The organism is Acinetobacter tandoii DSM 14970 = CIP 107469 (genome assembly GCF_000400735.1).
Classification (GTDB): Bacteria; Pseudomonadota; Gammaproteobacteria; order Pseudomonadales; family Moraxellaceae; genus Acinetobacter; species Acinetobacter tandoii.
In genome coordinates this window covers 44791-60118 of record NZ_KE007368.1, presented here as the reverse complement: position 1 = coordinate 60118, position 15328 = coordinate 44791, and the positions used below count along the sequence as shown (strand labels likewise).

Genomic DNA, 15328 nt, shown 5'->3' with positions numbered 1-15328 from the left:
TTTTTTGGGAGCGCTTTGAAGACTAGCTTTAAGGAATCGTGTTGAGTGAAAGCTCAGCACGATTTTTTTTTGAAATAGAAGTTTATCCAAAAAATGAATAAGGGAAGGCGACATGGATGTTGCCCGTTGAGCAGCATTACAGGGATGTAATGTCTGCTCAACAAGATGATTTTGTTACTTTTGCCGAAACAAAAGTAAGATATTTCCTGCCAATGAAAACTTTGGTCAAATCTATCTTATTGTATTGGTCGTAACGTTATTTAAATTTTGAAGGAGTCTTACTGCTTACACCTAAAATGTAAGGAGTTCATAATGTTACTTTTGATAAGCTCAAAGTAACCAAAGGCATTGTCATTCGCAAAACTCGTCCTATACTTTCATGTGATTAATGTGGTTGCAAAAACATTTCTCTCGAAGTGTGGTCTGCCTCGAACAATTGCGAATGCTGTTTCAGGGAATCGCATGTTCGCTATAAAAAATGTGTCAAAAAAAGGAAAGAAAATGCCTAGTCTATTTATGGTCATGCTTGGTGGTCGCCATACACGTGCCAACACTGAAGTCCATGATGTTGTATTTGCTGTGGGCGATAGCCTAGAAGACACGTATCCACAGTTAAAAAATGCATGGTTTGGTGAGCAAAAAGGCTTACACATTGATGCTTGGGCGCAAGTGAATGGTGTCGAAAGTGCAGGAAAAAAATACCAGATTCAGTTTAGTGATGCCCAACCTCAAGTCGCAGATGAAAAGCTGTGGCTAATTAATTTAGGTGGCTATGACGCACGTGAGTTTGGTGAGTTACACCGTTATGTGTTGGTCGTTGCTCCGCATGCCGCGGAGGCAAAGCAAAGAGGGAAGCAATATTTCGATGAAAAATGGCAAAAGCAACATACAGATCGTGTTTTAGAGGTAGATGACTGCATTGCCATTGATTGTATTCATGGTCGTTATGTAAGTCTGGTTGAAGCTGACTTTGATGCAAACACGTGGGAAAATACTTATCTTATGTTAAATGTTTAATTTTAAACATTTTAAGTGCGTTGTGCCGATATGGTATTTTTTATGCTAACATTGGGTGAGTAAGAAATGATCGATACTTGCTGCATAAAAAGAACGAAGAAAATTCTTAATGTGACATGCTGTATAGGTCAAAGCAGATCTAGCGATATGTGAAATGGAATTGGATAAATGGATTTAATTCAGTCGAATGGGCAGCCACATTATGGTCGCTTTAATGCATTACCTCAAAATATTGACGTTCAAAAATACCAATATAAAACTCCTTATGGAGAGGTGTTAGAAGGTTGGCGTAAACGTTTAAAATATAAAAAATTTAAATTCTGCTCAATCCAACACGAGTATTACACCATTGGAATAGCTATTGCTGATATTGCATGGGCAGGGCATGGTTTTTTTTACGTTTATAACCATCTTACGCAGGATGTTATGGAATGGAATGCCATTAATTTCTTGGCCCGTAACACGCTGTTAGATGAGCAACCTTTATATAACCAAAGTTTTTTTCATAAATCGCCGTTTCAAATTGAAATGCAACATGCCAATGGGGTGCGTTATATTCGCGTGACTAAATATGGCGAAATTAAACTGAATGCCCGTATTTTCTGTGCTGGAACACAACCCTTGAGCATGTGTAGTCCAACAGGAATTAATGGCTGGACCTATACCCAAAAACTCACCACACTGGGTTGTGAAGGCTATTTTGTGAATAAGCAAAATGAAGTGGTGCAATTTCATGACAAAACTTTTGCTTCTTTAGATGATACGTGTGGATTTCTTCGACCTGAAACAGCCTGGTTTTGGTTATCTTGTAATTTCTGGGATACCAATAATCAACGAATTGGACTGAATTTAGCCTCAGGGGTCAATGAAAGTTTTGGTAATGAGAATTGCTTGTGGGTAAATGGTCAGTTGTTTCAATTGACGGATATTTTATTTGAGCATCTTGAAGAAGGGCATTGGAATATCCGTTCTTTGGATCAACGCCTCAACCTAATTGTTACGACCAGTTGGCGTCGTTATGAAAATTTGAACTTAAGATTGGTTGGTAGCCAATTTAGCCAGTGGCAAGCACGTATCAGTGGCAGCATTCTATTGGATAATCAAGAAATTGTACTGGTCGATGAGTACGGCCTTCTGGAACAACATTATGCGAAATGGTAGGGAATTCTTCTCACTGCCTCTACATTAGGACTGTTGATTTAGAGGCAGCTTGATCAAACCGTATCTTATTTTTTACTTTGTGCTGCTTGCCAAAAGGCTTCGCCTGCTTGAATAGGATCGTTGGTTGCAGCAAGGGTATCGACCCACACATTGTATTGACGAATAATCGGTTGTTGGCTAGGGTGAAATCCTTTCTTAAACCAATCAAAATATTGTTTGCGAATACTGGTTAAAGTGCCTTTACGACCAAAGAACCAAGGTAATCCTTTTATAATCATACAGAAGCGTTGCCAGCGACTAAAGCCATCATGTCTTAACATGACATTAGCACGATAGAGCGTAAAGCCAATCATCATAAGCGTGGTGAGAATGAGCGCCCATCGACGCATTGACTCTGATACTTCTCCCACTTGTTGCATTACATCAAATGCGACATCCCGATGCTCCATTTCTTCAATTGCATGCCAAGCCAAGAGCGCACGTACATAAGGATGAGCATTGGCTAAAGTTTCTTTTTTACCATAAAAGGTTTCTGCCATTAAGGCCGTCAAATGCTCTGCCGCTGCTGTCATTGCAATATTGTATTGAGGGGAGCGCTCTTCAAGTTCGAACTTGAATACTCGGTTAATTCGTTGAATAAATTGATCTACAGGCATACCTTGTGCACGCATGACTTGGTTCATTTTTTCATGCGCGATACCGTGTTGGGCTTCTTGGCGAATGAAAGCACCGACACGTTGTTCTAACTCGGGATCCGTGATTTTATCGCGAAACAAGCGTACCGATTGAATAAAGTAACGCTCGCCATCTGGAAAAGTGAGGCTTAACGCGTCAAATACACGGGTTAAAAATGGGTCATTGTTCATCCAGAAGCGGGGTACCTGATCTAATTTAAAATCGAATTCGGTACGAACAACAGGATGAACTTGATTTCGGACTATTGTATTCATCGTTTTTTACTAATAGAACCTTCGATAAGAGCAGTATGTCGATGTTTATCGGAGAAGTTTTGACAGTACTTGCCATTTTTTATACATTTTATGCCATATCGAAAATAAAAAAATGTCAAACTGACAGGTAGAGCCATGTATACATTACAAATTCCGAATGGCTTTTTTCATCTATGGCACAGCTATCTTAAATCACGTCATATTGATGGTTTTGCATTTCCTTTCTCAACGGTGCAAAAACAACAGTTGCATTACATTTTATCACAACCAATTGATGCGCAATCATCGTATGCTTTATTTATTGATTTAATACAACAAACAGAAAAGCAACTCAACTGCCCTCATCTTATTTTCGATATTGTGCAGCATATACAACCTGAACATTTTGGTGTATTGGGCTACATCGCATCGAAAAGTACCAGTGTCGCAGAAGCTTTACAGTTTATCTTGCGTTTTAACCGTTTAGTGATTGATGGGCAGGAAACGCTGCCTATGCATATGTCACAAGTAGATCAGAGCATTCATATCCATTGGGGATTTTCTCACAGCGAGCATGTACTGATTAATGAAATGACTGTTGCTGCAATGGTGCAATTGGCTCGACAGATTTTTTCTTTTGATCAATTCGCATTGAAAAATTTATATTTTGCGCATGCGCCACGTTGTGCGGTTTATCATTATCAGCGTTTTTATGGCTGTGATGTATTTTTTCATCAAGTGCGTTATGCCTTAGAGTTGAATCGTGAAAGTTTATTACTGAAGTCTCAGCAACCCGACCCATCGCTTAATCATTTGCTACTTAAACATGCCGAAGAGGTGATTGCAGCAAAATCTGCGCATATCACGCTCATGACCCATTTACATACACTTGTGGCAGAGTATTTAGTATTTCATCAAGATGTGCCAAAGCTGGAATGGGTAGCGCAAGAGCTGCATTTATCGGTACGCACTTTACAGCGGCAGCTCAGTGAATTTGACAGTTCATTTAAAAAAATTATTGAAACGGAACGAATGAAACGTTGCGATATTTTGCTACAGCAAAAAATGAGTTTGAGCGAAGTGGCTTTAGCACTGGGGTATTCAGACCAGTCAGCTTTGGCACGTGCTTATAAGACGGCAACAGGACAGACGCTTTTAGTTCGTCGACAACAACTCAAGCTGCGTGAATGAGATAAAAAAGCGGTTCATTGAACCGCTGGAATTGAGCAAGTTTGATTAGATCGTCTTTTGATTCAATTTCGGGTAGCGTAGTACGATGGCTAAAATGGCAAAAATCGCCAAGACCCAACAATAGTAAATATGACCAATCAGCTCGACAGGGGAGAGTTTGGCGATGGAACATGCCAAAAGCAGTTGAGCACCATAGGGGATCAAACCTTGTATCACGCAAGAGAAAATGTCCATGAGGGCGGCGACACGTTTCGGATCTAACCCGTACTCTTGCGCCACTTCACGGGCCATATCACCCGATAAAATAATTGCGACCGTATTATTGGCAACAAACAAGTTTGAGAAAATGACCAAAAAACTGACACCCAGCTCGCCAGCACGTTGTTGTCCAACTTTTAACAGACGAGTCAGGCTATAAATTCGCTGAATCAGCCATTCTAAGCCACCTTCACGTTGCATGATGCTTGATAGACCGCCTAATAGCATGGAGAGCAAAGCCACTTCAAACATACCGACAAAGCCATCATAAATTGAGGTATTCAACTTCAGTAAGGTGAAGCCACTCTGTTGTATTAAACCAATTACACCAGAAATCATAATGCCAATGGTTAGAACCGCTAAAACGTGTAAGCGACTAAAAGCCAAGAAAAACACGGAAACATAAGGAAGAATTAACCATAAATCATAGTCGTGATATTGAATGGCTTGAGAATCCTTACTCATCAAAATAAACACCAGAATGGTAATAATAGACGCTGGTCCTGCAATCCAAATATTGACCCGGAACTTATCACGGAGTTGCACTTTTTGACTGCTGGTTGCTGCAATCGTGGTGTCTGAAATCATAGATAGATTGTCACCAAACATCGCACCACTCACCACAGCACCAATCGCCATCACGGTTTCAATATTAGTCACTTGGGCAAAGCCAAAAGCAATTGGTGCACAGGCCGCAATGGTGCCCATAGAAGTCCCCATAGCCGTTGCAATAAAGGCAGAGATGACAAACAGCATGGGGAGAACAAAAGCAGGAGGAATAAGAGATAGTCCAAGTTGGACGGTCGCATCTACACTGCCAATTGCACTGCTGGTGCTCGCGAAGGCACCTGCCAGCATAAACACCATAAACATTAAGATTAAATTAGGGTGGCTTGCCCCTTTTAGGAAGGTTTCAATGGCTTGGTTCAGGTGACCCTTAAAAATTAGTACTGCAAGGATAACCGCAGGTAGAGCAGCCACAGGCGCTTTAATTTGATAAAAGGCAAATTCGGTGCCAATCAGGGAGTGATAAATTCCGCTACCTAAAAAGATAGCCAAAAAAACAATAAGGGGGAGTAGCGCAAGCGCTCGGGCTTGCACTTTGCCCTGTGGGTCGGAGGTCATAAATGTTAGGAAACAGCGAATAAGTGCGCACAGTATAATGGAGCTTTAATCATTTCTTAAAATTAAAATGTAAAACTCGAGTAGGGCAGTTTGTAGACTTTACTCAAGAAAATTGCCATTTTCTTGAGTTGGTTCGATCTGTATAAAAGCGAAAATTAGGCATCTTTGATCATTGAGAAAACTCGCCAAATATTAGTAAATGTAGCTTTCGGGTTGTTCTGAATCATGTGATGTCGTATGAAATTCAAGGGAAGTGCATGAACTCTATTCAAGGTGCAAAAAATAGCGTTACAATGCATCGTCTTGTATTTCTACAAAACCAACTCCTCAGTTTTAAATAATTCAAGGAAAGTACAACCCTATGTCACGTTTAGCCACTCGTTTTGGACAACTTAAATCTCAACAGCGTAAAGCGCTAGTTTCCTATGTGATGGCTGGAGATCCTCATCCACAAGTAACAGTACCTCTGTTACATCAAATGGTTGAGGCTGGCGTAGATGTTATTGAACTTGGGCTCCCATTTTCAGATCCTATGGCGGATGGTCCTGTCATTGCTTTAGCCGCTGAGCGTGCTTTGGCTGGTGGAACCAATACCTTAGATGCGCTGAATATGGTGAAAGAGTTCCGTCAAAAAGATCAAGAAACACCTGTTGTTTTAATGGGATATTTAAATCCTGTTGAAGTCATTGGTTATGAAAAATTTGTAGCCTATGCCAATGAATGTGGTGTGGATGGCATTTTACTGGTCGATTTACCGCCAGAAGAAGCTAAAGCTCTGGATGATGTCCTGAAAAAGTACGAAATGGATCAAATTTTCTTACTTGCACCAACTTCTACGGATGAACGTATTCGTCATGTAGTAAAGCAAGCCAGCGGATTTATCTATTATGTATCTTTGAAAGGAGTAACAGGTGCAGCAACTTTAGATGTCTCTGAAGCTGCAGCACGTATCCAAAAAATTAAAGCAGAGACGGATATCCCTGTGGGTGTCGGTTTTGGTATTAGCGATGCTGCTTCTGCGAAAGCAATGGGTGGTGTAGCCGATGCTGTGATTGTCGGCAGTGCATTTGTAAAACAATTTGCGAGCTTGACACCAGAACAAGCCGTTGTTGAAACGGTTAATAAAGTCAAGGAGCTTCGAGCAGCGCTCGATGAGTTAGTATGAATCAAGAAGTGAAATCAGGGAAAATTCTTAGCCCATCGACACCGTGGACTGAACGTGGCGTTCCAGGTATTGAAGTTCCCGATGAGCAACAAGCACTCAAAGCAACATTTACCGAACCAACGGTTGAATGTCCTGAATGTCATGCATTGGTGACACGCACCGCAATGACATTTAATGCTTATGTTTGCCCACAGTGTGACGAACATTTACGCATGAAAGCGCGTGATCGTTTAACATGGTTCTTTGACCAAGTTAAAACGGAACTAGGTCAAGAATTTGTTGCGAAAGATCCACTTAAATTTGTCGATAGCAAGCCTTACCCAGAACGTATGGTTGAAGCGCAAAAGAAAACAGGTGAATCTGAAGCTTTAATCGTGATGCAAGGTACATTGAAAGATGTCGCAATGACCGCATGTGCTTTTGAATTCGACTTTATGGGCGGTTCAATGGGTACAGTCGTTGGTGATCGTTTTGTACAAGCAGCTGAACGCGCAATTGCACTTAAACAACCATTCATCTGTTTTGCAGCATCTGGTGGTGCACGTATGCAAGAAGGTATGTTGTCTTTAATGCAAATGGCTCGTACTTCAGCAGCGATTCAACGTGTAAAAGAGGCAGGCTTACCGTATATCGTGGTATTAACCCATCCTGTATATGGTGGTGTAACCGCTTCATTGGCAATGTTAGGTGATGTGCATATTGCAGAGCCAAAAGCGATGATTGGTTTTGCTGGTAAACGTGTAATTGAGCAAACAGTACGTGAGAAATTGGAAGAACCGTTCCAACGTGCTGAATACCTGCTTGATCATGGTGTAATCGATCAAATCGTTCATCGTCATGCATTACGTGATACTGTATATCGTATTGTGACCAAATTGATGAATTTACCTTGAACAACACTGCACCACTTGCACAAGATAATTTAGACACATGGCTCTCGTATTGGGGCCATGTTCACGTTACGGGGATTGATTTAGGTCTGGAACGCGTCGTTCCCGTCGCTGAAATGTTGGGTGTAACGCAACCAGAAGCGAAAGTGATTACGGTTGCTGGCACCAACGGTAAAGGTTCAACCACTACGACCTTGGCTGCTATTTTAAATGCCCAAGGCTACAAGGTTGGACTTTATCAGTCACCGCATATTTATCGTTTTAATGAACGGGTTAAACTGGCAGGTCAGGAAGTAGATGACCAAAGTCTGATTGATGCTTTTGTTCAGGTTGATCAGGCACGTCGTGCATGCAATTTGAGTTTATCATTCTTTGAAGCAACCACTTTGGCTGCTTTTTTGATTTTTAAACAGCAAGCTTGTGATGTCTGGGTGCTTGAGGTGGGGCTAGGTGGCCGTCTGGATGTGGTCAATGTGATTGATCCAGATGTTGCAGTCATTACCAATATTGGTTTAGACCATACAGATTGGTTAGGTGATACCATCGAAAAAATTGCTTATGAAAAGGCTGGCATTATTCGCCCTAATATTCCTGTTATTTTTGGTGGATTACAAAGTTTACCAGAAGCGATTGCCAAAAAAGCACAAGAGTGTCATGCACCGCTATTTGCCGCTGAACGCGATTATTTTTATCAACTGAGTGAAGATGGACAGCATTGGTTATTTGCGTCTTCTGGAACCACCTTAAAATTACCACTTGGTCGTTTGGCATTAGAAAATATTTCTACCGCTGTTGCCGCTGTTTTGTTGAGTGGGTTGGAGATTCGACAGGAAGCAATTGCGCAGGGTATTCAACAGGCACAACTGTCAGGACGTTTTGAGATTCGTCAAATTGCAGATAAAACCGTGATTTTTGATGCGGGACATAATCCACACGGCGTTGATTTTTTGTTAAAGCAATTGCGAAATTTCCTAAAATACAATAAACAATACACAGAAGTGGTTGCTGTTTTTTCAATGTTGGCTGATAAAGATATTAAATCTGTAGTTGAGTCATTAAAAAATAGTATTTTAATGTGGAAAATTGCCCCATTAACGGTACCGCGAGCTGCGGAAATTGCCCAACTTGATGATGCATTACAACAGCAGACAGTACAGCATTTCACTAATGTTCAATTAGCTTTCCAATCAGCCCTCGATGAATCTAAAAATAATCAGCTGATTTTAGTATGTGGTTCATTTCATACTTTGGAAGCAGTCTGGGAGTATTTGGAAGAATGTCAATGAATAACAAACAACGCTGGATGGGTGGTGTTGTTTTATTAGGTGGTGGTGTTTTATTGGCAGCCTTGCTTCTGAAAGGTAAAGAAGAAATACATCAAAATAATATCAAACACCCTGAATTGGTCGAGCAAGTTCAGCAAAAAAATGCAAAATCAGACAGTGGGATGGTGCAATTGCAAGGTCTTACTGTTGATGTTGAAACGGAAAAACGATTGCTTGAAGAGCAACGTCGTGCTCGTGAAAAGGCAGTTGCAGAGCAAGAAGCCCGCGCAGCCGAATTTTTAGCCATGCAACAGCAAGCTGAAGCGGATGCTGCACGTAAAGCAGCCGAAGAATATGCAGCATTAAATGCAGCCCGAACGGGTGCACAACAAAGTTCAGATAATATTCCACCTGAATTGGTTGAAGATGAAAAAGCTAAGCAAAAGCGCTTGGCGGAGGAAAAACTTACTGCGCAAAAGAAGCTAGATCAGCAGAAGGCGCAACAACAGTCTGAAGCTGATAAAAAATTGAGTGCAGAAAACCTTAAGGCAGAGGCACTGCGTAAGGCTGATCAGGAACGTAAAGCACGTGAAAAAGCTGCTGAAGAAAAAAAATTACGTGAAGTTGAAGCTCAACGTAAATTAGAGGCACAACGTAAGGCAGATCAAGAGCGTCAAGCAACAGCCAAAGCCGCTGAAGAAAAGAAACTACGTGAAGCGGAAGCGAAACATAAAGAAGACGCGAAAAAGAAAGCTGAAGCCGACAAGGCACGAGATTTACTCGAGAATGGTGATAAGCAGTGGATGGTTCAGGTGGCTCTTGCTGCCAATGCTGCCAATGCAGATAGCGTCATTTCTAAGTTAAAGGCAAAAGGCTATAAAGTGGTACAAAGTCCAACATCGAAAGGTATCCGAATTATGGTTGGACCTGCCAAAAGTCGTGATGTCGCAGATGTGACCCGTAAAAAGATTACTACCGATGCGAGCTTGAATATGAAGTCCGCATGGGTCATTGATTGGGTACCCTTAGACCGTCGTTAGTTCATTGCAGTCATGCTTTAAGATGGATTCGAGAGTTGCTCTTGAATCCATTTTACATTTTCGGGGGTAAATAAATTTCCGATGTTTTGCCAAATGGGGTGGAAACCATAGCCCCCATATTTCATTTCTTGTAAAGCGTCATCAATACTCCATTGTTCAAAAACAATTCGATACATGGCAATACTGGCACCTGTACGATCTGAGCCGTGGTAACAATGTATCAGTACTTTTTGTTGTTGCGCTTTGGCCAATTGAATTTCGCGCATCACAGCCAATAAATCTTCCCGATCAATAGCCCAAGTATGAATGGGAATATGCACCAACTTAAAGTTTTGTGCATCTAAATTTTGTGGGTCTTGATGGCGCGATCTTAAATTGATTACAACACCAATATCATGAGTCTTGAGTGCGGATGCCATCTCTGTATTGGGTTGTTCACTACGAAAGACATCGGTACTGATTTGATAAAAATTATCAGCTTGATCGATTAAGGTTCCCCATTGCGTTGGTCGAGCTTCAGGCGGTAGTGCTGGCGTAGTCATACAGCCAGAAAGATTTAGCGTACTGAAACAGAGGCAGCTATAGAGAATACTGATTTGAATTTTCATTGGTATCGGGCTAATTCTACAGGGTCATGCGCACAGATGAGTTGAACTTCTGGATGTTTTTGTGACAGAGTTTGCAGGCGTTTTAAATTTTCTACACGTGCTAGATTATCTTCGGCAAAGAATTGTTCGACCTGATTTAAGGTTCTAAGTTTGTGCTGACCATCCAGTTGTAAATGTGAGTAGTAGGCATCTCCACAGAAAAGCAACCATTGATCTTGGTCGCGAACAGCAATACCACTGTGTCCTGCGGTATGCCCCAAGAGTGGAATCATCAACAGGTCATTTTCAAATAAATCAAAATTACGAATCTGTTTGAGGTTGAACCAGTCATCGTTAGCAATCGGTTCAATAAAGTTCCAGTAACGATGTTGTTGAAACTGTTTTACTTTATAACGCGCTTTGCGTTTGTAATGGTTCAAATTTTGTGTAGCATTATATTCGGAAGACAGCACATGCACCGTCGCTTGAGGGAAATCTGAAATACCCCCAGCATGGTCAAAGTCTAAGTGCGAAACAAAAATATGCTGAACATCTTTGGGGTTAAAGCCAAGTTTTTGTATTTGTGCGATGGCGGTCAGTTCTAAATTGTTTTCAATTTTTCCAAACCGCGCAATCATCTTGCCAAGACGTGCTTTGGTATGAAGAAGATCCTGCATACCTAAACCTGTATCAATCAAGACCAATCCACGGTCCGTTTCTAACAATAAACAATGACAGATCACATGAGCATGGAATCCTTTTTGCCCAAATAAGGGGCCGCAAACAGGGCACATGGTGCCACAATGTAAATGATGAATGTTATGAATCACAGTCTTTATTCTTAAAATGATTTGCTGTATTTATAACTGACTGTTATCAAAATACCAAGTGGAACTTAGCAGTGGGTGATGAATTTACCCAAATAGCCTGTCTGTAGACAGGCTAAAAATGTTTGCTGAAAATACCTTCGTTTTATTCTAGATTGGGTTGTGGCGTTAAGCGTAAATAAGGTTTTACTGCGGTATAACCTTTTGGGAAGCGTTGTTTCAATTCAGCTTCATCTTGTAAAGAAGGTACAATCACCACATCATCGCCATGCGTCCAGTTAGCAGGGGTTGCAACTTTATGATGATCAGTCAGTTGTAATGAATCAATGACACGTAAAATTTCGTGGAAGTTACGTCCTGTTGATGCAGGATAAGTAATAATTAAGCGCACTTTTTTATTTGGGTCAATAATTACCAAAGAACGTACTGTTAATGTTTCACTGGCATTCGGATGAATAAAGTCATAAAGGGTGGAGACCTTACGATCTTTATCGGCAATGATTGGGAAGTTCACAGTTGTATTTTGGGTTTCATTAATATCCTGAATCCAGCCATGATGTGATTCAACATCATCGACAGACAGTGCAATTGCTTTGACTCCGCGCTGCGCAAATTCATCTTTTAGCTTCGCAGTGTAGCCCAGTTCGGTCGTACATACAGGCGTATAGTCTGCGGGATGAGAAAACAGAATGCCCCAATTATCACCTAAATAATCATAAAAATTAATCAGACCTTCACTCGAATCTTGTTCAAAATTGGGTGCGATATCGCCTAAACGTAGTGACATTTTTATTTACCTCAATTGTTTTGTGTATTTGATTTAAGTCAAACTATCGCGCAATTCTTTTACTATGAAAAATAGCTTTTTTGCATTTGTTTATGCAAGAAATGAATAAGCAAGATGGATATCGCTGTGAAAATATCTATTGATTCAAGATGAACGCTCTATATCGTCTGATCGAAATTTGCTACATTATTTCGCCTTAGGTCAGGGGCTAGAACCAGTGATCAGAATTTTTTTATTGGTTTTGTGCAAAACCCTTGTACTTCAAATTTCTAGCACCATAATAACGTCTGAGAAAAAATTTATTCATTGACAAGCAAGATTTAGAGAGTCTATTCATGTTGGCAAGTCTGATCGGAGGAATCTTCGGTACCAAAAATGAGCGCGAACTCAAACGCATGCGTAAAATCGTAGACAAGATTAATGCGCTCGAGCCGACGATATCTGCCTTAAACGACGCAGACTTATCTGCAAAAACCGAAGAATTCAAACAACGTTATAACAAAGGTGAAAGCCTCGATAAATTATTGCCAGAAGCGTTTGCAGTTTGTCGTGAAGCAGCAAAGCGTGTCATGGGTATGCGTCATTACGATGTGCAGTTGATTGGTGGTATTACCTTGCATGAAGGTAAAATTGCTGAGATGCGTACGGGTGAGGGTAAAACTCTCATGGGTACACTGGCGTGTTATTTGAATGCGATCAGTGGTCAGGGCGTGCATGTCATCACGGTGAATGACTACTTAGCTCAGCGTGATGCCGAGTTAAACCGTCCCCTCTTTGAATTCTTGGGTTTAAGCATTGGTATTATTTATTCCATGCAAAATCCAATGGAAAAAGCAGATGCCTACCGTGCAGATATCACTTACGGTACTAACAATGAATTTGGTTTTGACTACTTGCGCGACAATATGGTGTTTGCGCTTGCTGAGAAAAAACAACGTGGTTTGATTTATGCCATTATTGACGAAGTGGACTCAATTCTCATTGATGAAGCACGTACGCCGTTAATTATCTCGGGTCAAAGCGATGACTCTTCTCAGCTTTACTCTGCGATCAATACCATTCCACCAAAACTGCATGCGCAAAAAGAAGAAAAAGTTGCAGATGGCGGTCATTTCTGGATTGATGAAAAACAACGTTCGGTAGAAATGACCGAGATTGGTTTTGAAACTGTTGAAAATGAATTGATTGAGATGGGATTGTTGGCTGAAGGCGAGAGCTTATATTCAGCATCTAACCTCAACTTGGTGCATCACGTGACGGCTGCGATTCGTGCGCATTTCTTGTATCAACGTAACGTACATTACATTATCCACGAAGGTGAAGTCATCATTGTGGACGAGAACACTGGTCGTACTATGCCAGGTCGTCGTTGGTCTGAAGGCTTACATCAAGCAGTAGAAGCCAAAGAAGGCTTGGAAATTCAGCCAGAAAACCAAACTTTGGCAACCACGACTTTCCAGAACTATTTCCGTTTATACAAAAAATTGTCAGGCATGACGGGTACCGCAGATACTGAAGCGGCGGAAATGAAAGAAATTTATGGTTTGGATGTGGTGATTATTCCAACACACCGACCAATGATTCGTCAGGATCAAAACGATTTAATCTATTTGAACCGTAATGGCAAATACAATGCGATCATCCAAGAAATTAAGCGTGTACATGAAGCAGGTGTAGCTCCAATTTTGATTGGTACTGCAACCATTGAAGCTTCTGAAATCTTATCGGAAAAGTTGAAAGAAGCAGGTATTCAGCATGAAGTACTGAATGCCAAACAGCATGAGCGTGAGGCCGATATTATTGCTCAAGCAGGTTCACCACGAGCCGTAACTATTGCCACTAACATGGCAGGCCGTGGTACCGATATTATCTTGGGTGGTAACTGGAAAGCTAAACTGGCCAAAATTGAAAATCATACACCTGAAGATGAAGCTCGCTTAAAAGAAGAGTGGGAACAAAACCACGAAATGGTCTTGGCTTCAGGTGGTTTACATATTATTGGTTCTGAACGCCATGAATCACGTCGTATTGATAACCAGTTGCGTGGTCGTGCGGGACGTCAAGGTGACCCAGGCGTGTCACGCTTCTATTTATCACTTGAAGATGACTTGATGCGTATCTTTGCGGGTGACCGTGTGGTTGCTATGATGCGTGCCATGGGCTTGCAAGAAGACGAAGCGATTGAACACAAAATGGTGTCGCGCTCGATTGAAAATGCGCAGCGTAAAGTAGAAGCACGTAACTTCGATATTCGTAAGAATCTATTGAAATACGATGATGTGAACAACGAACAACGTAAGATTATTTATTCACAACGTGATGAAGTTCTCGCAGAAAATACGCTGCAAGAGTATGTTGAAGAAATGCATCATGAAGTGATGAAAGCGGTGATTGCCAATTACATTCCACCTGAGTCGATTCACGATCAGTGGGATATTGAAGGTCTTGAGCGTGCATTACGTGAAGAGTTTGCGGTCGATTTACCGATTAATCACTGGTTGGAAAATGAGCGTCGCTTAGATGAAGAAGCGCTGGTTGATCGTATTACAGATGAGATCGTCTCACGTTACCGTTCACGCCGTGAGCAAATGGGGCCTGAATCGGCAGCCATGCTAGAGCGTCATTTTGTTTTAAGTGCATTAGATCGCCACTGGAAAGATCATTTGGCAGCCATGGATTATTTACGCCAAGGGATTCACTTACGAGGTTATGCACAAAAGAACCCTGAGCAAGAATATAAGAAAGAAGCATTCAACTTATTCGTCAACATGTTGGCTGTGATTAAGACAGATGTTGTGACCGATTTATCTCGCGTACATGTGCCGACGCCAGAAGAGCTAGCAGCAATGGAAGCGCAAAAACAAGCGCAAGCCGAAGCGATGCAATTAAACCTTTCACACGATGAAGTAGACGGCTTAACAGGTGAAGTGACTTCGCAGGTTAGCTCTGAACAACATTTAGGTTTCAACCCTACAGATCAAGATGTCGTTGCTCCAGCTAGTCGTAACTCTCCTTGCCCATGTGGTTCAGGTCTAAAATATAAACAATGTCATGGTAAAATTTAATTTTATCAATTGACTAAAGTA

At 41.3% G+C, this 15328-nt stretch carries 13 protein-coding genes; 8 read left to right on the top strand and 5 right to left on the bottom strand.

All coding sequences use genetic code 11. The features are described from left to right. Positions 1-501: 501 nt before the first annotated feature. Positions 502-1017: a DUF1543 domain-containing protein gene (locus I593_RS13665; protein WP_016168173.1), complete on the top strand. Its 516-nt coding sequence runs from the start codon at positions 502-504 to the stop codon at positions 1015-1017. A gap of 168 nt (positions 1018-1185) precedes the next feature. Further along, positions 1186-2178, top strand: a complete 993-nt coding sequence (locus tag I593_RS13660; RefSeq protein ID WP_016168172.1) for a DUF2804 domain-containing protein — start codon at positions 1186-1188, stop codon at positions 2176-2178. 65 nt (positions 2179-2243) lie between these two features. Here the strand turns inward: I593_RS13660 and I593_RS13655 are convergent, their stop codons facing one another. Beyond that, complete coding sequence (locus tag I593_RS13655; protein WP_016168171.1) at positions 2244-3128, bottom strand: metal-dependent hydrolase; 885 nt, start codon at positions 3126-3128, stop codon at positions 2244-2246. Positions 3129-3263: 135 nt separating this feature from the next. Between I593_RS13655 and I593_RS13650 the strand changes: the two genes are divergently transcribed. Beyond that, the gene (locus I593_RS13650) at positions 3264-4298 is read left to right on the top strand and encodes an AraC family transcriptional regulator (protein WP_016168170.1); all 1035 of its coding nucleotides are present in this window, start codon (positions 3264-3266) and stop codon (positions 4296-4298) included. Between the two features lie 45 nt (positions 4299-4343). Here the strand turns inward: I593_RS13650 and I593_RS13645 are convergent, their stop codons facing one another. Continuing rightward, positions 4344-5681, bottom strand: coding sequence for a Na+/H+ antiporter NhaC family protein (locus tag I593_RS13645; RefSeq protein WP_016168169.1), 1338 nt, complete (start codon positions 5679-5681; stop codon positions 4344-4346). Positions 5682-6042: 361 nt separating this feature from the next. On the opposite strand from I593_RS13645, the gene trpA reads away from it, so the two are divergent. From trpA to I593_RS13625, 4 genes are read left to right on the top strand one after another with little or no spacing between them, the layout of a single operon-like run. After that, complete coding sequence (trpA, locus tag I593_RS13640) at positions 6043-6846, top strand: tryptophan synthase subunit alpha (protein WP_016168168.1); 804 nt, start codon at positions 6043-6045, stop codon at positions 6844-6846. Further along, positions 6843-7739: an acetyl-CoA carboxylase, carboxyltransferase subunit beta gene (accD, locus tag I593_RS13635; protein ID WP_016168167.1), complete on the top strand. Its 897-nt coding sequence runs from the start codon at positions 6843-6845 to the stop codon at positions 7737-7739. Before trpA ends, accD begins: the two co-directional genes overlap by 4 nt. Continuing rightward, a complete protein-coding gene (folC, locus tag I593_RS13630) occupies positions 7736-9022 on the top strand; it encodes a bifunctional tetrahydrofolate synthase/dihydrofolate synthase (protein ID WP_016168166.1) in 1287 nt (428 codons plus the stop codon). Before accD ends, folC begins: the two co-directional genes overlap by 4 nt. Further along, on the top strand, positions 9013-10041 hold the full coding sequence (locus I593_RS13625) for an SPOR domain-containing protein (protein WP_171069603.1): 1029 nt from the start codon (positions 9013-9015) through the stop codon (positions 10039-10041). Before folC ends, I593_RS13625 begins: the two co-directional genes overlap by 10 nt. A 17-nt stretch (positions 10042-10058) precedes the next feature. Here the strand turns inward: I593_RS13625 and I593_RS13620 are convergent, their stop codons facing one another. From I593_RS13620 to I593_RS13610, 3 genes are all read right to left on the bottom strand, one after another. Beyond that, positions 10059-10649 (bottom strand): dual specificity protein phosphatase family protein, encoded by a 591-nt coding sequence (locus I593_RS13620; protein WP_016168164.1) that lies wholly within the window; start codon positions 10647-10649, stop codon positions 10059-10061. Further along, positions 10646-11458: an MBL fold metallo-hydrolase gene (locus I593_RS13615; protein WP_035301906.1), complete on the bottom strand. Its 813-nt coding sequence runs from the start codon at positions 11456-11458 to the stop codon at positions 10646-10648. The genes I593_RS13620 and I593_RS13615 overlap by 4 nt, the downstream gene beginning before the upstream one ends. A 142-nt stretch (positions 11459-11600) precedes the next feature. Further along, on the bottom strand, positions 11601-12242 hold the full coding sequence (locus I593_RS13610; protein WP_016168162.1) for a peroxiredoxin: 642 nt from the start codon (positions 12240-12242) through the stop codon (positions 11601-11603). Between the two features lie 335 nt (positions 12243-12577). Here I593_RS13610 and secA point away from each other — a divergent pair, with 335 nt between their 5' ends. Next, complete coding sequence (secA, locus tag I593_RS13605) at positions 12578-15307, top strand: preprotein translocase subunit SecA (protein WP_016168161.1); 2730 nt, start codon at positions 12578-12580, stop codon at positions 15305-15307. Positions 15308-15328 lie beyond the last annotated feature (21 nt).

Excerpts from the sequence above, each read along its gene's own strand:
- I593_RS13665 (WP_016168173.1), top strand. The coding sequence starts at position 502 with ATGCCTAGTCTATTTATGGTCATGCTTGGTGGTCGCCATACACGTGCC.
- I593_RS13660 (WP_016168172.1), top strand. The coding sequence starts at position 1,186 with ATGGATTTAATTCAGTCGAATGGGCAGCCACATTATGGTCGCTTTAAT.
- I593_RS13655 (WP_016168171.1), bottom strand. The coding sequence starts at position 3,128 with ATGAATACAATAGTCCGAAATCAAGTTCATCCTGTTGTTCGTACCGAA.
- I593_RS13650 (WP_016168170.1), top strand. The coding sequence starts at position 3,264 with ATGTATACATTACAAATTCCGAATGGCTTTTTTCATCTATGGCACAGC.
- I593_RS13645 (WP_016168169.1), bottom strand. The coding sequence starts at position 5,681 with ATGACCTCCGACCCACAGGGCAAAGTGCAAGCCCGAGCGCTTGCGCTA.
- trpA (WP_016168168.1), top strand. The coding sequence starts at position 6,043 with ATGTCACGTTTAGCCACTCGTTTTGGACAACTTAAATCTCAACAGCGT.
- accD (WP_016168167.1), top strand. The coding sequence starts at position 6,843 with ATGAATCAAGAAGTGAAATCAGGGAAAATTCTTAGCCCATCGACACCG.
- I593_RS13625 (WP_171069603.1), top strand. The coding sequence starts at position 9,013 with ATGTCAATGAATAACAAACAACGCTGGATGGGTGGTGTTGTTTTATTA.
- I593_RS13620 (WP_016168164.1), bottom strand. The coding sequence starts at position 10,649 with ATGAAAATTCAAATCAGTATTCTCTATAGCTGCCTCTGTTTCAGTACG.
- I593_RS13610 (WP_016168162.1), bottom strand. The coding sequence starts at position 12,242 with ATGTCACTACGTTTAGGCGATATCGCACCCAATTTTGAACAAGATTCG.
- secA (WP_016168161.1), top strand. The coding sequence starts at position 12,578 with ATGTTGGCAAGTCTGATCGGAGGAATCTTCGGTACCAAAAATGAGCGC.